19 protein-coding genes are annotated in these 20,019 nt (G+C 38.1%); 13 read left to right on the forward strand and 6 right to left on the reverse strand.

Translation table 11 applies throughout. The features are described from left to right. Positions 1–21 precede the first annotated feature (21 nt). Positions 22–738 (reverse strand): superoxide dismutase, encoded by a 717-nt coding sequence (locus B3297_RS07105; RefSeq protein ID WP_115050679.1) that lies wholly within the window; start codon positions 736–738, stop codon positions 22–24. A gap of 261 nt (positions 739–999) precedes the next feature. Between B3297_RS07105 and B3297_RS07110 the strand changes: the two genes are divergently transcribed. Next, a complete protein-coding gene (locus B3297_RS07110) occupies positions 1,000–2,046 on the forward strand; it encodes a ferredoxin--NADP reductase (protein WP_115050681.1) in 1,047 nt (348 codons plus the stop codon). A 122-nt stretch (positions 2,047–2,168) separates the two neighbouring features. After that, the gene (locus B3297_RS07115; protein ID WP_115050683.1) at positions 2,169–4,097 is read left to right on the forward strand and encodes an acetoacetate--CoA ligase; all 1,929 of its coding nucleotides are present in this window, start codon (positions 2,169–2,171) and stop codon (positions 4,095–4,097) included. A gap of 86 nt (positions 4,098–4,183) precedes the next feature. Here the strand turns inward: B3297_RS07115 and B3297_RS07120 are convergent, their stop codons facing one another. Then, positions 4,184–5,791 carry an acyl-CoA carboxylase subunit beta gene (locus B3297_RS07120; protein ID WP_286778672.1) on the reverse strand — a complete coding sequence of 536 codons (1,608 nt, stop codon included), beginning with the start codon at positions 5,789–5,791 and terminating at the stop codon, positions 4,184–4,186. A 153-nt stretch (positions 5,792–5,944) separates the two neighbouring features. Here B3297_RS07120 and B3297_RS07125 point away from each other — a divergent pair, with 153 nt between their 5' ends. Genes B3297_RS07125 through B3297_RS07135 form a run of 3 tightly spaced genes read left to right on the forward strand, consistent with a single transcriptional unit; the run spans position 5,945 to position 8,727 of the window. Beyond that, positions 5,945–7,093, forward strand: a complete 1,149-nt coding sequence (locus B3297_RS07125) for an acyl-CoA dehydrogenase family protein (RefSeq protein WP_070567729.1) — start codon at positions 5,945–5,947, stop codon at positions 7,091–7,093. Between the two features lie 3 nt (positions 7,094–7,096). Next, positions 7,097–7,939 carry a hydroxymethylglutaryl-CoA lyase gene (locus B3297_RS07130; RefSeq protein WP_112376131.1) on the forward strand — a complete coding sequence of 281 codons (843 nt, stop codon included), beginning with the start codon at positions 7,097–7,099 and terminating at the stop codon, positions 7,937–7,939. A gap of 11 nt (positions 7,940–7,950) precedes the next feature. Then, entirely contained in the window at positions 7,951–8,727 is a 777-nt protein-coding gene (locus tag B3297_RS07135; RefSeq protein ID WP_070567727.1) for an enoyl-CoA hydratase/isomerase family protein, read from the forward strand. Here B3297_RS07135 and B3297_RS07140 read toward each other — a convergent pair whose 3' ends face one another. Beyond that, positions 8,728–9,204: a hypothetical protein gene (locus B3297_RS07140; protein WP_083296033.1), complete on the reverse strand. Its 477-nt coding sequence runs from the start codon at positions 9,202–9,204 to the stop codon at positions 8,728–8,730. A gap of 721 nt (positions 9,205–9,925) precedes the next feature. Here B3297_RS07140 and B3297_RS07145 point away from each other — a divergent pair. From B3297_RS07145 to B3297_RS07160, 4 genes are read left to right on the forward strand one after another with little or no spacing between them, the layout of a single operon-like run. Then, complete coding sequence (locus B3297_RS07145; protein ID WP_286778673.1) at positions 9,926–10,777, forward strand: ATP-binding cassette domain-containing protein; 852 nt, start codon at positions 9,926–9,928, stop codon at positions 10,775–10,777. Continuing rightward, positions 10,761–11,570 (forward strand): hypothetical protein, encoded by an 810-nt coding sequence (locus B3297_RS07150; RefSeq protein WP_146753185.1) that lies wholly within the window; start codon positions 10,761–10,763, stop codon positions 11,568–11,570. Before B3297_RS07145 ends, B3297_RS07150 begins: the two co-directional genes overlap by 17 nt. 1 nt (position 11,571) lies before the next feature. Then, positions 11,572–11,955 carry a GntR family transcriptional regulator gene (locus B3297_RS07155; RefSeq protein WP_070567719.1) on the forward strand — a complete coding sequence of 128 codons (384 nt, stop codon included), beginning with the start codon at positions 11,572–11,574 and terminating at the stop codon, positions 11,953–11,955. Continuing rightward, a complete protein-coding gene (locus B3297_RS07160; protein WP_286778674.1) occupies positions 11,952–12,797 on the forward strand; it encodes a hypothetical protein in 846 nt (281 codons plus the stop codon). The genes B3297_RS07155 and B3297_RS07160 overlap by 4 nt, the downstream gene beginning before the upstream one ends. A gap of 95 nt (positions 12,798–12,892) precedes the next feature. Here B3297_RS07160 and B3297_RS07165 read toward each other — a convergent pair whose 3' ends face one another. From B3297_RS07165 to B3297_RS07175, 3 genes are all read right to left on the reverse strand, one after another. After that, complete coding sequence (locus B3297_RS07165; RefSeq protein ID WP_112376135.1) at positions 12,893–13,930, reverse strand: LacI family DNA-binding transcriptional regulator; 1,038 nt, start codon at positions 13,928–13,930, stop codon at positions 12,893–12,895. A 783-nt stretch (positions 13,931–14,713) separates the two neighbouring features. After that, positions 14,714–15,808 carry a hypothetical protein gene (locus tag B3297_RS07170; RefSeq protein WP_286778675.1) on the reverse strand — a complete coding sequence of 365 codons (1,095 nt, stop codon included), beginning with the start codon at positions 15,806–15,808 and terminating at the stop codon, positions 14,714–14,716. 6 nt (positions 15,809–15,814) lie between these two features. Further along, positions 15,815–16,183 (reverse strand): galactosyltransferase-related protein, encoded by a 369-nt coding sequence (locus B3297_RS07175; protein ID WP_286778676.1) that lies wholly within the window; start codon positions 16,181–16,183, stop codon positions 15,815–15,817. Between the two features lie 131 nt (positions 16,184–16,314). Here B3297_RS07175 and B3297_RS07180 point away from each other — a divergent pair, with 131 nt between their 5' ends. The 4 genes from B3297_RS07180 (at position 16,315) to B3297_RS07195 (ending at position 19,457) form a co-directional block, all read left to right on the forward strand. Continuing rightward, on the forward strand, positions 16,315–17,265 hold the full coding sequence (locus B3297_RS07180) for a DUF6624 domain-containing protein (protein WP_286778677.1): 951 nt from the start codon (positions 16,315–16,317) through the stop codon (positions 17,263–17,265). A gap of 698 nt (positions 17,266–17,963) precedes the next feature. Beyond that, positions 17,964–18,722, forward strand: coding sequence for a hypothetical protein (locus B3297_RS07185; protein WP_286778678.1), 759 nt, complete (start codon positions 17,964–17,966; stop codon positions 18,720–18,722). 160 nt (positions 18,723–18,882) lie between these two features. Continuing rightward, positions 18,883–19,140 (forward strand): helix-turn-helix domain-containing protein, encoded by a 258-nt coding sequence (locus tag B3297_RS07190; protein ID WP_286778679.1) that lies wholly within the window; start codon positions 18,883–18,885, stop codon positions 19,138–19,140. After that, positions 19,137–19,457 carry a hypothetical protein gene (locus B3297_RS07195; RefSeq protein WP_286778680.1) on the forward strand — a complete coding sequence of 107 codons (321 nt, stop codon included), beginning with the start codon at positions 19,137–19,139 and terminating at the stop codon, positions 19,455–19,457. Before B3297_RS07190 ends, B3297_RS07195 begins: the two co-directional genes overlap by 4 nt. Positions 19,458–20,019 lie beyond the last annotated feature (562 nt).

Consider the following 20,019-nt stretch of genomic DNA (forward strand, 5'->3'; position numbering starts at 1 on the left):
TTTTTGAGACAGCCTCTTTTTTTATGCTAGTCTTTCATTGACTTTTTTCCAATTCACAATATTCCACCAATTTTTAATATAATCAGCTCTTTTGTTTTGATAGTGCAGGTAATAAGCATGCTCCCATACATCAAGACCTAAAATGGGAATACCTTTTACCTCTGCAACATCCATTAAAGGATTGTCTTGGTTTGGAGTAGAGCTAATTTTTAAGTTACCTGAGTCATCCAAAAGCAACCAGGCCCATCCCGAACCGAATCGTGAGGTTGCTGCAGCGGCAAACTGTTCTTTGAATTTGTCTAGAGAACCAAATGTCTTATTGATCATAGTCAATAATTTTTCGGATGGCTGGCTCGGCTTATCGGACAGGCTTTCCCAAAAAAAGTTATGGTTCCAGGCTCCTCCAGCATTATTCCTTGCTTTTGGAGAGTACTTAGATATGTTTGCTAGAAGTTGCTCCTCTGAGGCTTCCTTGATGTTTTCAGCAAGAATGGCTTCGTTAACGGCATTAATATAGGCCATATGGTGCTTTGTATAATGGATTTCCATCGTCAACGCATCAATATTAGGCTCCAAAGCGGCATAACTGAATGGTAATTTTACTTGGGAAAACTTTAAGGTAGCGGCATGTAATTCAGTAGCTTTCGCGGAAGCAATATCTTGTAATATTGATCCAGATACAGCGATGCCTAGCGTAGCTTTTGCTGCATTTTGAAGGAAGTTTCTGCGTGTTTGCATATAATCTTATTGTGATTAGTTTTGATATAAATATAACGTGAAATTTTGCAAATATTGTCCAAGAATTGTCTGTTAATTGTAATACAACAAAATTGTTATAAATTCATCTGTAGAGCAGCATACTTTGTTTCGAATTTTGATGTACGGTAATTTTGCTACCCCTAATTTCTATTGTTTTAAAGGCATTTCATGGCAGTTATAGGACAGGTTGGCTAAAGAATTATAATTGTTTATAAAATCAAATTTAGCTAAGTTTGATCTATGTATACATTAAGGATTTCAAAAATCATCCCCCAACCTAATAATAACCTTACTTTTCAGCTTGAGTCTATAGCAGGAGACTATCCTTCCTATAAAGCTGGGCAGTTTATTACGCTTTCTTTTGTGTTTGGTGACCGTGAGGTACGTCGTTCTTATTCTTTTAATAGTTCGCCGGATAATAATGAGCCCTTAAGCATCACTGTTAAGCGTGTCGAAAATGGGGAAATATCTCGACTGCTCCACCATACTATTGTGGAGGGGGATATCGTCAACGCGATGGAACCTCAGGGTTTGTTTGTATATGAACCTGAACCGGAAAAGATTCGGACCTTATTTTTGTTTGCTGCTGGAATTGGCATCACACCCTTGTACGCTATTCTCAAAACAGCGCTTCTTGCGGAAAGTAAGTCTAAAATAGTGTTAATTTACAGTAATAGTACGCTGGAATTAACACCGTTTCGATCCGAATTGGAGGGTTGGGCAGACCGATTTCCTGATCGTTTAACAATTGTGTGGATTTACTCCAATAGTAAAAACTTGATGAAGGCCAGGTTGAATAGAGATTATATACATGCTATTGTTAACGATCATTTGTTTGGAAATAAGGAAGATGCCTTGTTTTATACCTGCGGTCCTGTGATTTATATGGATCTATGTCGTTTTACCCTTTTGGGGATGGGATTTGATTCCAATCAGATAAAACGAGAGACATTTCTATTGCCCGAAAATGAAGAGGATGATGATGACGAGACCGAAAAGGAAGTTGATACAACGACCTATGCTATCGAATTATATTTTCAAGGTAAAACCTATAATCTTGAAGTGCCATATAACAAATCTATTTTGGACATCGGGCTGGAACATAAAATTAAGTTGCCGTATTCTTGTAAATCCGGTATGTGTAGTACCTGTATTTCACAGTGTACAAGAGGTAAAGTAAGAATGGATTATAATGAGGTTTTAACAGATCGCGAAGTTGAACAAGGAAGGATACTTTTGTGCACGGGGCATCCGGTAGAAATGAATACGGCTATTGAAGTATTATAATTTAACATCTGTATTTAATCCGAAAATACAGTGTGTTGTTATAGGGCGTTATAGCTATTTAAAATTGCATAAACACGTAAATTTACCTAAGTTTGAATATAACCGTTTTATAGCTAACTATTATGGGAAAATTACTCTGGAGCCCAACAGAAGAGCAAAAATCTCTAGCTGAGATCAATAAGTTTAAACAATATGTGGAGAATGAGCATGGCTTATTCTTTCCATCCTATCAGGACCTTTGGGCATGGTCAACGACGGAACTGGCTAATTTTTGGAAGAGTATAGCCGCCTATTTTAATTTAAAATTTCATTCAGCTCCTACAAACATTGTCGAGTTACCGGCAGATTCCACAAGCTTTATTGGGACAAAGTGGTTTAGTGGGGCTACTTTGAATTATGCTGAACACGTATTTCGGAACACAACGGAAAAGCGTCCTGCATTAATCTTTCAATCTGAACAGCATGCTAAAAGAGAGGTGTCATGGACTGAGTTGGAATCCATGGTTCTCAGACTCCAAGTCTATTTGAAAGAATTAGGTGTACAAAGTGGAGATCGTGTAGCTGGTGTATTGATTAATGGCATCGAAGCAGTTGCGTTATTTTTGGCTGCTAATTCCATCGGTGCGGTTTGGTCCTGTTGTTCGCCCGACTTTGGGGAGGCAAGTATTCAGGAACGTTTTGAGCAGATTGAACCCAAAGTACTCTTCGCAAATTCCAGTTATTACTATAATGGACGTCTTTTTGAAAAGGCGGAAAGTATTCAGCAACTTTCGCAGCGGCTACCATCATTAGTGGCTTGTGTTTTGATTGATGATCCTATTTGGGAAGAGATTCTGAAAAAGGATCTTACACAAGTTAAGCTCCAATTTACGGCAATGCCTTTTGATGCTCCAATATGGATTTTGTATTCTTCGGGAACTACCGGGAAGCCTAAAGCCATTACACATGGAGTTGGTGGTATGCTGCTGGAACATATGAAAGCACTTGGACTGCATCAAAATGTGCAAGACGGCGATCGATTTATGTGGTATTCTACTACAGGATGGATGATGTGGAATTATGCGCTTTCGGCCCTTTTAATGGGAAATACATTGTGTATATATGATGGAGCTACGAATTATCCCGACAAATTGAGTTTATGGAGGTTTGCACAAGAAAGTAAGGTGGATCATTTTGGCGTTGGGGCTGCTTATCTCATCTCCTGTCAAGATCAAGATTTAAAATCCATGGCTTATCAGCCGAAAACAATAGGGTCAACAGGCTCACCACTTCCGCCAGATGTGTTTGAATGGCTAAATGTACAGTTTCCAAAAAGTCAAATTGTCTCATTAAGTGGTGGTACAGACGTTTGCAGCGCCTTTCTTTCGGGGTGCACTTTGCGTGATGTTTATGCAGGAGAGATTCAATGCCGCACCTTAGGAGCTAAGATAGAAGCATTTGATGAGAATGGTCATCCACTTTATGGGGAGGTTGGAGAACTCGTTATTTTAGCTCCCATGCCCTGCATGCCCATCTATTTTTGGAACGATGGGGCGAATAAAAAATACTTCGATAGTTATTTTGATAAATATAGCGGTGTTTGGAGTCATGGTGACTGGATTAAGATTACTGACCATGATGGAGTAATTATGTACGGGCGTTCAGATGCAACTCTGAACCGTGGCGGCGTACGTATTGGTACTGCGGAGATCTATAATGTTTTAAATAGAACCGAGGGGGTCTTGGATAGTTTGGTTATTTGCGTAGATCATGAAGATGGATCATCTGATATGTTGCTTTTTGTTCAATTGGACACTGGCTTATTGAATGACATGTTAAAAGGTGAGATTAAACGGGTGCTTCGGCAGCAATATAGTCCGCGACATGTGCCTGACGATATTTTTCAAGTAGCGGCTATTCCTTATACGTTAAGCGGCAAAAAACTGGAGCTGCCTATTAAGAAAATCTTTTCGGGGATACCCGTAGAAAAAGCGGTGTCAGTAGACATTATGCGGAATCGAGAATCTTTGTTGGACTTTGAAGCGATTAGCAAAATCTGGAGAAGATCCTAAATATAGCTATAAAATAGCTAATTTAAAAACCCCTCAGATGACGAAGTTTGCCGTTTGAGGGGTTTTCGAATTTAACTTTACTCCACTCAGACCTGTATAACACCTACATTATACCGGTCTAAGATAGGTTTTTCGTTGGCAGCTTCAATTCCCATGCTGATAACTTTTCGTGTTTCTTCAGGTGCTATAATTCCATCAACCCATAGTCTCGCAGCAGCGTAATATGGGCTCAATTGCTCGTTGTACCGGTCTTCGATGGATTTAAGGAGGTCGTTTTTCTCTTCTTCATTAATTTCTTGACCTTTGGCCTTTAAAGCTGATTCTTGGATTTTAAACAGTGTTTTGCCTGCTGCGGCACCGCTCATGACTGCCATTTGGGCGGTAGGCCAAGCGTAGATTAGTCGTGGGTCATACGCTTTTCCACACATTGCATAATTTCCTGCGCCATAACTGTTTCCGACAATAAATGTAAATTTTGGGACTACGGAGTTGGCCATTGCATTGACCATTTTTGCGCCGTCTTTGATAATCCCCCCTTGTTCAGATCGGCTCCCTACCATAAAACCAGTGACGTCCTGAAAAAAAACAAGTGGAATGCGCTGCTGGTTGCAATTCATGATGAAGCGCGCCGCCTTATCTGCTGAATCACTATAGATAACCCCGCCCATCTGCATTTCCATGGTGTTGCCAGGTTTTTTGGCTTTAATGATCTCGCGTTGATTAGCAACGATCCCGACAGCCCAGCCATCTATGCGGGCGAGGCCGCATACAATGGTTTTTCCATAATCTGGCTTGTATTCTTCTAAAGTTTCTGCGTCTACAATTGCATTCAGGATATCCTGCATGCGATAAGGTTTTGTCCTGTCTTCGGGAAGAATCTCTACTATTTTACTCGGATCAGTTTTTGGGGGTAGGCTTATCTTTCTGTCGAAATTAGCTTTTAGATTTCCACCGATTTTATCGATAACATTTTTTATAGCATCTAAACAACTTTGGTCGTCGGGAAATTTATTGTCTGTTACGCCGGATATCTCCGAATGGGTAGAAGCTCCGCCGAGTGTTTCTGCATCTACAGTTTCACCTATCGCAGATTTGACCAAGTAAGGGCCTGCTAAAAATACAGATCCCGTTCCTTCGACGATAAAGGCGTAGTCGGACATAATAGGTAAATAAGCGCCACCTGCTACGCAACTTCCCATAATTGCTGCAATTTGAGGTATTCCCATGGAGGACATTCGGGCATTGTTACGGAATATACGTCCAAAATGTTCTTTGTCCGGAAAGATTTCATCTTGTAGCGGTAAAAATACACCGGCGGAATCTACTAAATAGATAATTGGCAAGTTGTTTTCCATAGCAATTTCTTGTGCGCGTAGATTTTTCTTGGCAGAAATTGGGAACCATGCCCCAGCTTTGACAGTCGCGTCGTTGGAGACAATGACGCATAGTTTGGATTTTACATAACCCAGTACCGCTGCGCATCCTGCGTTTATGCATCCACCATGTTCTTTGTACATTCCTTCGCCGGCAAACATGCCTATTTCAAGATACTCACGGTCTGGGTCCAGTAGATATTCTATTCTTTCCCAGGCTGACATTTTGCCTTTTTCTTTCAGTTTTTTTATTTTATCGATGCCGCCACCGAATTTTAAATTTTCTCTTTTTTGGCGAAGTAATGCGAGTAGCTCCTTCATAATTTATAATCTTGGTTTTAAAAACTGTTAAATTAAGAATTTCTTATTTTTAGATAAATTTAAAATAAAATTTTAAAATATTTGCAATTTTATTCCTAAATATTTTGATATATTTGAATTGAATTACCGATTGTAAATTTAATATTCATGCTTATGTTTATTGAAAATAAACAACAAATGGATATGATCAGACAAAGTGCACGAGATTTTGCACAGTATCATATCAAACCTTATGTGATGGAATGGGACGAAGCCCAAATATTTCCAATAGAAGTTTTTAAAAAGTTAGGCGAACACGGTTTTATGGGAGTAATCGTTCCTGAAGAATATGGCGGATCAGGGCTCGGGTATCAGGAATACATTACCGTTTTGGATGAAATCTCCAAGGTATGTGGTTCAATCGGACTTTCTGTGGCGGCGCATAATTCCTTGTGCACAAATCATATATTAAGCTTTGCCAGTGAAGAACAGAAGAAACGTTATCTTCCAAAGTTGGCGACAGCTGAATGGATCGGTGCCTGGGGGCTTACAGAAACCGGTTCCGGTTCTGACGCCGGTGGAATGACGACATTTGCGGAGAGAGATGGTGATCATTACGTGTTAAATGGTTCTAAAAATTTTATCACGCATGCCATCAGTTCTAGTGTTGCTGTCGTTATTGCACGAACTGGGGCTAAGGGGGATAAAAAAGGGATGTCGGCTTTCATTGTTGAGAAAGGTACACCTGGATTTACTGCGGGAAAGAAAGAAAATAAATTGGGGATGCGTGCCTCAGAAACTGCCTGTCTTTTTTTTGATAATTGTCGGATTCATCGGGATCAACTCATCGGTGAGGAAGGACAGGGCTTTGTACAGGCTTTAAAATTATTGGATGGCGGACGTATTTCGATTGCGGCACTTTCTTTGGGTATTGCCCGCGGAGCTTACGAGTGTGCGCTGAAATATGCACACGAGCGTGAGCAATTTGGGAAAAAGATTTACGAATTTCAGGCAGTTTCTTTTGCACTTGCAGATATGGCTACACAAGTAGAGGCAAGCGAATTGTTAACGAGGCAGGCGGGCTATTTAAAGGATCATGGGGACCGTGTTTCTAAAATTGGAGCGATGGCTAAACTTTATGCGTCGGAGGCTGCTGTTAGTGTCTCGAATGAATCTGTGCAGATCTTTGGTGGTTATGGATTTACAAAGGACTATCCTGCCGAGAAGTTTTTTAGAGATGCTAAACTATGTACCATAGGTGAAGGGACTTCAAGTATTCAGAAAATGGTGATCGCCAGAGAGATTGAGAAAGATATTTTATAGCATATGATGAGGGATCAAGTTGTATTGGTTGATTGCCCAAGAGACGCTGTTCAAGGGCTTCATAACTTTATTGAGACAGATAAGAAAATTAAACATATCAATACGTTAATCGAAAGTGAGCTGTTTGATGTTATTGATTTTGGATCTTTCGTTTCGCCGAAAGCAGTTCCGCAGTTGGCGGATACAAAAGCAGTCCTGGAAGGAATCAGAAAGAATGAAAAAGTGAAGTTATTGGCGATTGTCGCCAATCTTCGGGGAGTAGAAGAAGCCGTTCTAGAGGAAAAAATCGACTTTTTAGGGTATCCATTTTCAATATCGGAAACATTTCAACGTCGAAATACCAATATGGGCTTGGCGGCTTCTTATCAGCAAGTAAAAGAAATGAAACTTTTGGCAGACGCTAATCATAAATCTTTAGTTATTTATATTAGCATGGCTTTTGGGAACCCATACAAGGATCCGTGGTCCCCACTTTTGGTAGAAGAATGGATTGGGAAATTATACGATCTGGGTATCCGGGAATTTTCTTTGGCAGACACAACTTCAGAAGCCGATGCGAATCAGATTTCAGCATTATTCACTTTTGTTAAAGCCAGTTTTCCAAAACTGGAAATAGGTGCACATTTTCATGCGAGGCAAGCGGAGAGTCTTGCTAAGATTGAAGCCGCTTATCTCGCAGGTTGCCGTAAATTTGAAGGCGCATTGCTTGGTTATGGCGGTTGTCCATTTGCAAAAGATGATTTGGTTGGCAATATACCTTCAGAACTCTTGTTGCGTTATTTTGGACGAGGAACTGATGCTGAAATACTCGGATTGGAGCATAGCTTCAGGCAAATGATTTTGTAGGGATTTTTGAGATGGAAAAACTGAATTTTATAAAGGTGCACGTTGAGCAGCATGTGTTCAATTTGACGCTAGCTCGTTCGGATAAAAGAAATGCTTTTAGTCCGACTATGGTGAACGAAATTGCCTATGCATTGAATCTGGCGAATAGCAATCCCGATATTCGTTTAGTACAAATAGAGGCTGAAGGTCCGGTGTTCTGTGCGGGTATGGATCTTAAAGCTTTTGAGGATCCTACAGTAGATATTGGTAATCCGGCAATTCCAAAGGTTGAAAAGTCTTTGGCAGAAATATTTGCCTGTTTAGATAAGCCTTCAATCTGTGTTGTTAGGGGAGATGTTATTGCAGGTGGTTTTTTGATTGCATTATCTTGCACTTATTTGTTTGCACTGCCACATGTACGTTTTTCTTTGCCAGAAGTAAAAATCGGACTCTTTCCATTTCAGGTGTTGGCCTTGCTAATGGAATATATGCCTGAAAGAAAAGCGATGGATCTTTGTATCAGGGGAGATTCTTTTTCTGCGGGAGATGCGCTGGATAAGGGTATTCTGTCCGGAATTTTGGATGTTGAAGAAACTGCCTTGGTTGAATTGAGAGAAACTATTCTTAAAAATGCTCCTTTGGCTATATCGAGAGGTTTTGTTGCACTGCGAAGGCTAAAAGAGCAAGATTATGATGATAAGTATAACTTTCTCTTAGAGAGCTTGGCAGATTTGCGTAAAACCAATGATTTCAAGGAGGGAATGGATGCCATGCGTAATAAAAGAAAAGCCAACTGGAAAAATAGCTAATTAAAATGATCGAAAACTCGGTCTGCTTGTCAAGGGAGAGAATTCCCAAGGAATAGAACTAAGGATAATCAGTAAAGCTAGTCCAAACCAGATTAATAATGTTTTAAAACGTCGATCGTTTGTATCGGCGTTTTTGCTTTTATGGGCACCCAATGTCAGGCAAATTGCAGCCATAATCATCATGCTACTGTGCTCCATACTGAAGAAGCGAATTTGCCTCAGGTGGACTGCTTCGTCGAAATGTCGTAGGAAGTACTGTGTGATGGGGCTCAGTATATAGAGATTAATACCTAAAACTAGCTGAATATAGAAAGAAATAACCGTGGTTTTTACAAGAAATTGATCGATAGGGGAGAATAGAAGCTGCTGTTTTTTCTTATAAAAAAAGGTTGAAAGACTAATTGCTAGTATAATCAGTACTTCCCATCTCCATAAAGAATGCATCGCTAGAATGAAGGGATAAATGTAATTCATCATGAAAACAAAGATGGTAATAAAATAGATTTAAAGCTATTTTAAACTATACCAGCTTATAGAATAGATGCTGGTTTTTCATTAATTGTCTACGTCTTCTGATCAAAGGACTTGTATTTATATGTATTTTTACTTTATATAAGTACTTTATTGTTTTGGTTATTAGGTTGCTTTGTGTTGTTTTTAACTCTTGGTTAATGCTGTTGTTATGTGTAATTCGCCGTTTATCTATCAGGCGGAGAATAACGATTAGCTGGACCAAATAGGCCGTCCAAATGATCGAGAACGAAGGTATTCGCTTGTGAATAACTAATGATCGTCTGTATGCTTTATTTTTAGTTGTTTTTAGCCTCTCTGAGGTGATGTTTGTCATTCCCGAAGGGTTTGTGTGGTTTTGATTTGTTTTAGCTGAGAATGCGGCTATTTCGGGTTTTTGAAGGTGGTTGCGATTTGCGTGTTGTTTTTAAGGATAATGCACATCGATAAAAATGATGTTTTATTCGATTACGAATTTCATAATTTATTATAATAACAATTTGTTTATCATAGTATTATGTTTATTATATAAATTGAATGTATATGTTTTATTATGTCCGATCTGTGCTATTAAATTAAAATAATGCCTGAGCGTAAGCAAAGCTCTGCCTGTGTTTTTTTTAAAATGTTTTTGGAATTATACAAAATCCGTTTCTATATTAGTGTATTAATTAAATAATACAGTAGTATGGTTACTATCCAAAATCTAAATTTCAGCTATAGTAAATCATGGCCCCTTTTTCTTCATATGGATCTTGAATTGAAGCAGGGGCATATCTATGGCCTATTGGGAAAGAATGGTGCTGGCAAATCAACTTTGCTTAAGAATATTGCCGGTTTGGTATATCCTGTTTCGGGGCAAGTTGATGTGTTGGGGCATAACCCTAATCGAAGGGAACCTTCCTTGTTAAGGGAGATTAGTTTTATTCCGGAAGAGTTTTATCTCCCTGCCGTAAAATCAGAACAGTTTCTGAAGGCTAATGCAGGGTTTTACCCCAACTTCGATCAGGTATATTTTGATCAGCTTATTCGTGAGTTCGATATTCCCATTGAGCAAAAATTAGCAAACATGAGTTATGGACAGAAAAAGAAATATATTATTTCTTTCGGTTTAGCGTCTAACACAAAAGTGATCATCATGGATGAGCCAACGAATGGTTTGGATATTCCTTCTAAGGTTCAGTTTCGAAAGATCATGGCTTCTGCCATTACTGATGATCGATGTGTAATTATCTCCATACATCAGGTGCGTGATCTGGATAATCTTATTGATGCTGTTATTTTACTTGATGATCATAAGGTTGCACTCAACGCTCCGATGCATGTGATTACTGATCGCTTATGCTTTAAAAAAGTAAGAGAGTTGCCTTTGGATACACTTTATTCCGAAGAAGGAGTAGGCGGTTTTAATGTTATTCTTCCAAACTCGGCGGCAGAAGATTCGAAACTGGATTTGGAGTTGCTATTTAATGCAGTGTTACAGTGCAAGGAAAAAATTACGGACCTTATTAAACATGATGAATATGTCAAATCTATTTAATGCTACGCGTTTTTTTGGACTGATTCGAAGACAATGGATTGGTTTTGGGCGAATTTATCTGATGTCAATAGGGATTATTGCCGGGGTAATTTTTGGTTTTTATGCAGTTAATTTGGGATCAAATTATGATGATATCAAAAAGAATATTGTTTATTCGTTGCTAAATTTCAGAGCACCGTTGTTTTGTATCTTGGGACTCTTTTTTGTAACGGTTATCTCGAGCAGTTATTTTGCTGATTTAGGGAAGAAGACCCGGGCGATTTTTGAGCTGATGATTCCAGCGTCACAATTGGAAAAGTTTCTGGTCAGCTTATTCTATACGGTTGTCGTGAGTATTGGTTCATATTTATTGGTCTTTTATTTGATCGATTTGGCATTTGTTTCTTATTTGAGGAGCGTTGGTTCTGTGGTTGTAAATGAAGTACAGCCATCAGGAGAGACGGTCAGTGTGGATCTATGGCAGTACTTTTTCAAGGTTCAATACCCTGAACCGGCTTATTATTTTTGTTTTGTACCAATTCTTCTGAATGCAATTTTCTTACTTGGTGGGATCGTCTACCAAAACTATCAATATGTAAAGACGGCTATTTTTCTTGTGCTTTACTGTGTAGTTTGGATGTGTCTTTTTGTTTACTTAATGAAGACTCAGACCCAGGATACCGTAGGTACAATGGATAATAACTATTGGTCTGATTCAAATCATATTTTTGCATTGATCGGCGCTGTAGGAGTGTTGCTTGCCATAATGATTTGGGCGGTTGCTTTTTTAAGGTTGAAAGAAAAGGAGATTTAATATGGAGTTCAATGCAAATAAAGCCATTTACCTTCAGATTGCTGAGTACGTATGTGATCATATTTTGCTAGCGACCTGGAAAGTGGATGAAAAACTCCCCTCAGTAAGGGAATTGGCAGTTCAGATGGAGGTTAACCCCAATACTGTTATGCGGACCTATGATATGTTGCAGCAGAAAGAAATTATAGCTAATAAGCGCGGGATCGGTTTTTTTCTGACACAAGAATCGGTGAAGAATGTGAAGTTATATAGAAAGGCAATTTTTCTAGAAGAAGATCTTCCCTTGTTTTTTCGTAATATTTATTTATTGGAAATCGGTCTGGATGAGTTAGAGCAACGTTATAGACGGTTTGTAAGTCAGAATTTTAATCAAAATGAGTCATGAAATTAAGTACAAAAATAATAATGGGATTAGCAATAGGCTTATTCGCGGTTCCGATGCTTGTCGCGTCCTACCTTGTTCGTATAAATCGAGTGGATGCGAAAAAATATAATGCTGATGTTGAGCAGGAGGTATCCAAGCCAGGTGCAAAGGATGTTTATTACCGGTCGTTCCCCTTGGCAGCTTTCGATAAGCTTTATATTGTAGGTACCAATGCAAGCGGTGTAGGGTTGTATTGGGTGAAAAGCGATAAGTTTATGGTTAAAGTTAATAAAAGTCAAGCCGACTTTGTGAAAGCGAATGTCGATCAATCTGGCAATCTTACCTTAGATCTTTTATCAGGAGGAGACGGGGGGTATAATTCAATCTATATTTTTTCACCTGATCTTAGGGTTTTAAAATTAAAAAATGCGGGTATTAACGAGTTGTCCGCCAGGTTGAACGAATTGACTGTCGTAGGTGATAGCGTTGAGGTATTTTCCCTTGCGGAGAAATCCGTTATAAATACATTGAATCTGAACCTGACAAATTCCACTATTGATGATCTTGGCGGGACGGACAGTAAGGGGAATTCTCTTGTCGGTCGTTTATTTGCTAACACAACGAATAGTGTTTTGGGACTTCCGCGTACGAATTATCAAAGTGCAGATATTGTGGCAAACAATTCAGAAGTTTATTTCAATAGGAAGGGACCTGAAGCCAAAGTAGGTCTTCTGAATATCAAAACTGAAGGAAAATCATCTGTCCGTTTAGATAGTTTGCAATGGGGAACATTGAACGGGAATCTATCCAATGATACTAAAATAGATTTGCCTGTCCATGCATTGCGATCATTGATTAAGTAAGGTTTAATTGGTGGATGTTGCAGTCGATCGTTAATAGTAGAGATCGGTATTTTCTGAAAAGGTCAAAATTCCATAGTGGGGTTTTGACCTTTTCTTTAAAGGGATGATGTAGATTTTCGGTGTTCGATACTGCAGTCCAAAAAATACGTCTCGAATTCGAAATAATTCTTTTTGTTTTTTTTCTTTAACATCTGCAAGAGAAGTTCTACCGATTTTTCTGCCATAAGCTGTGTTGGCTGGGTGATTGTTGTTAAAGATGGGTTGAGACTGTTGGCAAAAGGGGTGTTGCTAAAGCCAATTAAGTTCATGTCATCAGGAATTTTCACCTCTAATTTATTTAATATGTGCAAAACTTTTAGCGACAAGGTGTCTGTCGTTGAGAGGAGTGCATTTGGAGCGGAGGGCTTATTTAATAACGTGTTTATTTTGCTTTCCAGTTCGTCATCGATATTATCTTTGGGGCTTGAGTAGGATATTTCAACAATATTTTCTTCTTTAAAAGGAATAGAGGCATTAAAGAGGGCATCTTTATATCCTTTTATTCTGCTTACATTTCCACCGATATCTTTGCATAATAAAAGAATGATATTTTCGCGTTTGTTTTTGATCATTTCTTCTGTTGCCTGATAGATGACTTTGTTGTTTTGGATTCCGATTTTAAAGGTGTCGAGTTGATGGTTTATCCGGTCAAAAATAATCACAGGGCAGATCTGTTCCATGATATAAAACAAGAGTGATAAACTTGAATCATTTTTTACAGGAGAAATGATTATTCCTTCGATATTGCTTTGTATGCAAAGTTCCAGTGCTTCCTTTTCTTTTTTCTCATCGTTAAAAGTCTGCAAGAGGATGAGTTTATAATTCGTCTGTGATAAAATAAGGGAGATGTCTTCGTAAAAATCAAAGAAAAAAGAGCTTGAGATAAATGGAACAATGATCGCTAGGGTGTTTGATCGCCCCGTTTTTAAGCTTTTTGCGGAGAAATTTGGTATATAATTAATTTTCTGCGTGAAATCTAAAATTAACTTTTTTGTTTCTGCGCTTATTTCATGGCTATCGTTTAGTGCTTTGGAAATGGTTCCTGGAGATAGGTTTAACTGTTGGCCAATCTCTTTTAACGTAAATCTCTTCATGTGCTCGATCCTCTTTCATTGATTGTAATTTGTTCTAGCGTCAATACGATGGTAAGATGGCGCTAGAATTATTATTGAATTATCGGTTAGTGTTTTTAATGTATTAAGCCCGAAAATTCTTGAAATTATAAAGATAAGATAAAAAACATGTTTTCAAATGGAGATCAAGAAAAGCGTTGTTGATGAAAAAGAAGTTTTCCGCAAGTGTTAAACAAAAAAAAGCTAATCCTGCGATTAGCTTTTCTTTAGTGATCCCGCTGGGATTCGAACCTAGTCCGAAAATCAGCGTTTAACAATATTTTAAGGCTCTTTTGTAATTCGACTCCCCGAATAACGCACCTTTTTTCAAATACATTTTAACTGCAAATGCTATGTATAAATATACTTATTTTTATGTATATATTCAAATCCTAATTTGGTATGTTGTTTCATCTCTAAATAAATGATTTTACTTAGTTAAAAAAGCTTTTTGTGTTTGAAAATATAGAAAATAATATAAAAATGGTCAGTATTTCATTGAAATGAATCACTATTGGAACTAGTTTTATTACAAAATTAGTTTAGATATATAGCCTCTTATTTTGCTATCTTCAATTTGCTTTTTAAGTTCTTCTTCAAAATATTGTATTGCAAGGCTAATAAGAATCCTATAAAGGTGTTGTTGAGATGCAATTAGCTCACATATCCATCCTAAAAGATTGTTGATTTTAGTATAGTTTCTAAAAATTATAACTTAATTTTCAAAAGTTTATCTGCAGTCGATTATCAGTCCTATAAATTGATTTAGAGCCTAAGCAATTGTCCCTGTATATTTTCCTTATTTAAACCTAGCTTCTCAAAGACTAAATTTGCTTCACGTTCATTTTGCAACAATTTTAAAAAATCAGATTTCCCATATTTCTTGATACCATATTCACATACAATACTTGCAATAACATAGCTGGCAGGAAAATCATGTTTCCAATAAGACTTGTCAAATATATTAGATTGACAAACTTTCCAAATATCTATGTTACTAACTTCTTTTTTGAATATAGCTTTAAGTTGCTCATATGATAGCGTTCCACTTCCACCTAAATAAGTAGCAAGTCCTTCGTCGAAGAACTGATTTATACCGGGCACGGCTTTCCTGATATACAGGTGGCTGATTTCATGCGGATAATATTCCGAATTATTCGCAGACAGTATATTGTCTTTATAAACAACGCCACCAGTACTATCAGCGAACATCATTGGATGATATTGAAATCCTTGCATATTAAAAAATTCTTCTACTGTCGATGCAGAATAGTAAGTTAATGGGATCTTGGGTAAATCAAAATATTTAGAAATTGTTTTATTAAACTTTATTTGATCTTTAATGCCCTTATTAATATTCTTCAATCTATTTCTACTAATGTAATAGGTCATTTCTTCTTTTTCTATTCTTTGCCATGTCTGCTCAGTAAAATTCAGATAAGAAGAAATTTTTACCGTATCATTATCATACTTTGCTATTACGTTTACTATAGCTTTCAAAAGGGGCTTGCTAGAAGAGATAAAACTGATCTTCACAATAAATTGCTTCTGAGGAATCCATGGTATTATCTCCATAATGCAAGGGTCGAAAACATGTTTTCCAGAATTATTATTCTCCATGTCTTGCAGGAAGAAAAATGGGCTACCAAATCGGTCAAAATCAGATTTTTCGCAAAATTTATATCTATTAATATTAGTGTAGTCATCCCTTAATCTTAAAAAACTATCGACAGTATTGACAATCTTCTGATTGATAGGTATTTCTAAATCAACAATAGGTGAAACGGCAATGGATGGTGTTCCCTGACTATAAGCGGAAAATAAAACACAAAGTTTTACAAGTAGCAATAAGTATTTCATAATAATTTATTCTGTGAAAGAATTAACAAATGCAATAACATTTTTTTCTAATTCTTGTGATGACAGTTGTGGTCTTTTGTGATGTAAATGATACAAATTCCCCTTTACCCTGTGGACTTTTCTTCCGTCGATAAGAACGCAAAATACCCTGTCAAGATCGTCTATCCCCCACCCGAAAATCGATTCGTTTTCTCCCCCAAGTTCAGTATATGAATGTTTATTCACAAACACTTCACCTCCGACTGGATTAGTTATGACTACTTGATTTTTAGTATCTATAAGAAGATTTAATTCCAAATCCCTTTCAAAAGATTTTAACCATCTTATAACCTGAAATGTGCAGTAATCTGCCTGCTTGGAAAATATAAGTGCCATTTTCAAAGATTTATTTCGTAAAATAATACTATTTTAAAAATAAGAATTATTCTATTACTTATTTCAATTTTTTAAAACTTTGTTTTTATTTTTATTAAAGGTTCAAGTATAGAATATTAAATATAAATAACATGTTCTTAAAACGCATTATGATGAAATTATCTTTGGTACGGATTTTAATGTTTTATTTAGTTGTTTATTATCCCCTTGTCGGTCACTCGCAAGCGCCAACCTCAATGTATGAATATAATGTAAAGGTTGCAGACTCCTTGTTTAGGATAGAGAAGTTCTCTGAAGCATCCTCGTTTTATTCTAAAGCTTTTCAATCTTTTGGCTGGAAGGGAGCTACCTCTCATCGTTTTATGGCAGCTAAAAGTTGGGCTGCAAGCGGTGTGATTGATAGTGCATTTTCGAATTTATTTAATATTGCTGAAAAAGCCTATTATTCTGATCTTTTATCTATCGAGAGTGAGAGGTTATTTATTAATCTTCAAAATGATGATCGGTGGCAAAAACTTATTGGTATTGTTAAAAATAATCTGAACAGGAAACAGGAAATGGATTCTGTAAAAGGAATCTTATTAAAGATGTTGGAAGAGGATCAAGAGGTAAGGAAACAACTCACTGAAAATATCTCGAAATTTGGAATGAACAGCAAACAAACTCGCTATAAATCGAAAACTCTCAAAAAGGTTAGTAAAAAACATATCAAGGAATTGTCGCAAATTTTGAAAAAGTATGGCTGGCTCAGTGCGACAGATATTGGAACAGATGGAAACATAGTATTATCCACTCTAGTTGCTCATGCAGCACCTCGAACTAGAGAGAAGTATCTCCCTATTGTAGAAAAGGCTTTTATTGAAAAAAAAATACAGCCACAAAGTTATGTTATAATTAAAGATAAGCATTCATTGTGGAAAACCGGCTTCCAGATATATGGTTCTCAAATAGGTATTAATAATGATGGTAGCTATTTTCTCTTACCGATCCGGGAAAAGAAAGATGTCAACTCAAGACGCACCGAGGTAGGGATAGAGCCATTGGAACTTTATTTAAAAGAGTTTAAAATAACGACATATTAAAATATAATGGGTTGGCCTTATATTATTCTTCGCAATTTTGTTATATCTCTTATGACCTGATAGACTTAACAAATCGGGAAGGCTTCATGAGGAGGCAGCATATCCCTGTTGTGCTCTGCACATAGATTTACAGTAAATTTTGTTGGTTATCTATTGATGTAACCTTGAAGGAATCGACGTCATCTAAAAAAATAAATATTAATGCATTCATTAAAATTTGAACGCTCAAAACAAATAGTAGAATTATCACCCAAAGTGGGGATGAGCTTCAATTTTATCCACATTCTTTTATGTTAATATTATTTTCATAGTGTATTAGTTGCGCTGCCCGTCATATTTTTGGCATTTTTTGGAGGAACGTTATCATTTGGGAGCAACCTGTACAAAAGGTCTCAATATTATTTCTTTTTTCTATAGTGCGGTTCTTCTTTTTTGTCTATAAAAAGAGGGAACTGAACGCTTATAAATAAGATTTACGGTTTAACTGAGATCGGGGACCGCTATAAGTTGTGATAGTTATCTGAGGAGGCAGCAGCCTATCGCCTATATTGCCTGCTACTGAAATGGATGGGGTAGAAGGGGCGGACAGTCACGATTGGTTCGTATTTATTTTTAGCCCTGTTTCCATTCTTGCCCGGGGCGTGGATGTATTTCGCTTGAAATCCTTAAATTTGGGTATAACCAATCTATAAACGCTTATGAGTATCAGCTATTTCAAACTTCGTGACCGTTTTGATTTTAGCAGGGACAGTCTGGACATCGGGAACCCTGTGACATGGAGCCGGAAACATTTTCTAAAGCACCTTTTCAAAAAGATACTTACCATTCACGAAGACCTTCTGGAAGAGTTTTACCGTCATCATCTTACCTACTATCTTGAAACCCATCCACAGGGGGAAGAAAAGAACTTTTTCGAATACTTATGGCAGACTGTTGAATCCCAGCTGAACGTACTCAAATCAAAGGATATTTATGATAAAGATCATGTGCGTAACCTGCTGAACACTGACCGGCTAAAAAAGGTCATGTGGATGCTCATGTCACTGGACAGATGGGATATTCACAGAAAAAATCAGCCGATTATTGAAAAGCAGGAAATACAGATATTTGCCCTGACACAGGAAATAACCGACCTAAAAGCAAAACTACAGGAAGCTACAAACTTAGATACCAAGCAATATATCAATGTCCCCAAAGGAAGACTATTGCCGCTGCTCGACCTGTTCATCCAGATGGCCGACCTTGAAGTAGAAGGGAAGGAACTTGTCTTTTCCGAATTTCCCATTGTCTGGGTCAAGATGATCTGTAAATATTTCAGGGAAGACCATGAGGAAATCGACTTCAACAGGGTACGAAGGTATTTTCCCAAAGACAAGCGTAATCCGAGCGCCCGATCAGCATCCATACCGTCGGGACAGAGCCTTTTTACTATAAAGCCTGTCAGGAAAAGAAGCTAAAATTCCAGTAATCATACCAAATGGCATAAAGTTGTATTGCGTTTAAAGACAGTGTATTACATTTGTTTTCAAACCTGCCCATGTTACCATAGACACCTATATGGTAGCCCCATTTCAATGCCTTTCTATTTTTTTGCCCTATTCATCAAAATAGGGATTTATGCAGATAGACATTATCACCAATGAAGATCTAAAGCAGTTCAAGGCTGAGCTGCTGGACGAAATCAAAACAATTTTAAAGCCACAGGAAAAGAAACAATGGGTCAGGAGCGCTGACGTGCGGCGTATGCTGAACATTTCGGCAGGCACCCTGCAAAACCTACGGATCAACGGCACGTTGCGCCATTCGAAAGTCGGGGGTATTATGTATTACAGGTCGGAAGATATCCAGCAGATGATGGAAAGGGGCGGGGCATGATACAGGAAGCAATCACGGGGTACACAGTTTTGATCCGACGTATCGGCACAGATAGCAGGATGCTGGCCACCCATGTCAGCCTGCTGACGGCACTTTTCGTGCTGCATGGACAGCAGGGGTATGCCAATCCCTTTTCGGTTTCCCGAAGAAAACTCATGGCACATTGCCGGATCAGGTCTATTGCCACTTACCATAAATGTATGCGTGAACTCGACACATTTGGTTACGTTCGTTATCAGCCGTCGTACCATCCCACACAGGGAAGCTTGATCTGGTGGCCGTCCAAATTTGGGGAGAGAAAGGAGGATATGGAATGAGCTGTCCGTATATCCACCTTTCCAGATATGCCGCCCATTTTATTTCTGGAAATACAGTTAATCCATTCGTCATATATGCAGATGTTCCGATATACAGCTGCGATGTGATGAATGGAAGCATGAATAAAAAAGGTGCTGGGTACCCCAGCGGAGTAGGCGTCATGATAGCTTTTTGGAGAGCTATCATGACGATGAAAACGTCAAAAACCGGCGTCGCTACCGCACGCCATATTTTGCCGTTTTGTAAGAAGCAAGATACTATTATCAAATCCAAATTTTTTGGCAAAAAAAATCTACGGCGGGCCGTTATTATACGTCTTGATCTTGACCCTTTCGGGTCAAAAAGGTCCAAAATTTCTAAAAAATTTCGGAGCAAGCGGAGGTTGGGCAGAGCCTCACCTGCTTGCCCTCACGATACCGTGAGGGAGGTTTCGGGAACCCTCCGGGGGTTCCCATAGCCGCTGAAAGCGGCAAAATAAAAGAAAAAGGAACCCTCGGGAGGGTCCGACATATCCAGAGGTCTGGATATACAGCCAAGTTGCCATATAGCATAACAGCTATA

Source organism: Sphingobacterium sp. UBA3519, from assembly GCF_002377215.1.
Classification (GTDB): Bacteria; Bacteroidota; Bacteroidia; order Sphingobacteriales; family Sphingobacteriaceae; genus Sphingobacterium; species Sphingobacterium multivorum.

Excerpts from the sequence above, each read along its gene's own strand:
- B3297_RS07105 (WP_115050679.1), bottom strand. The coding sequence starts at position 738 with ATGCAAACACGCAGAAACTTCCTTCAAAATGCAGCAAAAGCTACGCTA.
- B3297_RS07110 (WP_115050681.1), top strand. The coding sequence starts at position 1,000 with ATGTATACATTAAGGATTTCAAAAATCATCCCCCAACCTAATAATAAC.
- B3297_RS07115 (WP_115050683.1), top strand. The coding sequence starts at position 2,169 with ATGGGAAAATTACTCTGGAGCCCAACAGAAGAGCAAAAATCTCTAGCT.
- B3297_RS07120 (WP_286778672.1), bottom strand. The coding sequence starts at position 5,791 with ATGAAGGAGCTACTCGCATTACTTCGCCAAAAAAGAGAAAATTTAAAA.
- B3297_RS07125 (WP_070567729.1), top strand. The coding sequence starts at position 5,945 with ATGTTTATTGAAAATAAACAACAAATGGATATGATCAGACAAAGTGCA.
- B3297_RS07130 (WP_112376131.1), top strand. The coding sequence starts at position 7,097 with ATGATGAGGGATCAAGTTGTATTGGTTGATTGCCCAAGAGACGCTGTT.
- B3297_RS07135 (WP_070567727.1), top strand. The coding sequence starts at position 7,951 with ATGGAAAAACTGAATTTTATAAAGGTGCACGTTGAGCAGCATGTGTTC.
- B3297_RS07140 (WP_083296033.1), bottom strand. The coding sequence starts at position 9,204 with ATGATGAATTACATTTATCCCTTCATTCTAGCGATGCATTCTTTATGG.
- B3297_RS07145 (WP_286778673.1), top strand. The coding sequence starts at position 9,926 with ATGGTTACTATCCAAAATCTAAATTTCAGCTATAGTAAATCATGGCCC.
- B3297_RS07150 (WP_146753185.1), top strand. The coding sequence starts at position 10,761 with ATGTCAAATCTATTTAATGCTACGCGTTTTTTTGGACTGATTCGAAGA.
- B3297_RS07155 (WP_070567719.1), top strand. The coding sequence starts at position 11,572 with ATGGAGTTCAATGCAAATAAAGCCATTTACCTTCAGATTGCTGAGTAC.
- B3297_RS07160 (WP_286778674.1), top strand. The coding sequence starts at position 11,952 with ATGAAATTAAGTACAAAAATAATAATGGGATTAGCAATAGGCTTATTC.
- B3297_RS07165 (WP_112376135.1), bottom strand. The coding sequence starts at position 13,930 with ATGAAGAGATTTACGTTAAAAGAGATTGGCCAACAGTTAAACCTATCT.
- B3297_RS07170 (WP_286778675.1), bottom strand. The coding sequence starts at position 15,808 with ATGAAATACTTATTGCTACTTGTAAAACTTTGTGTTTTATTTTCCGCT.
- B3297_RS07175 (WP_286778676.1), bottom strand. The coding sequence starts at position 16,183 with ATGGCACTTATATTTTCCAAGCAGGCAGATTACTGCACATTTCAGGTT.
- B3297_RS07180 (WP_286778677.1), top strand. The coding sequence starts at position 16,315 with ATGTTCTTAAAACGCATTATGATGAAATTATCTTTGGTACGGATTTTA.
- B3297_RS07185 (WP_286778678.1), top strand. The coding sequence starts at position 17,964 with ATGAGTATCAGCTATTTCAAACTTCGTGACCGTTTTGATTTTAGCAGG.
- B3297_RS07190 (WP_286778679.1), top strand. The coding sequence starts at position 18,883 with ATGCAGATAGACATTATCACCAATGAAGATCTAAAGCAGTTCAAGGCT.
- B3297_RS07195 (WP_286778680.1), top strand. The coding sequence starts at position 19,137 with ATGATACAGGAAGCAATCACGGGGTACACAGTTTTGATCCGACGTATC.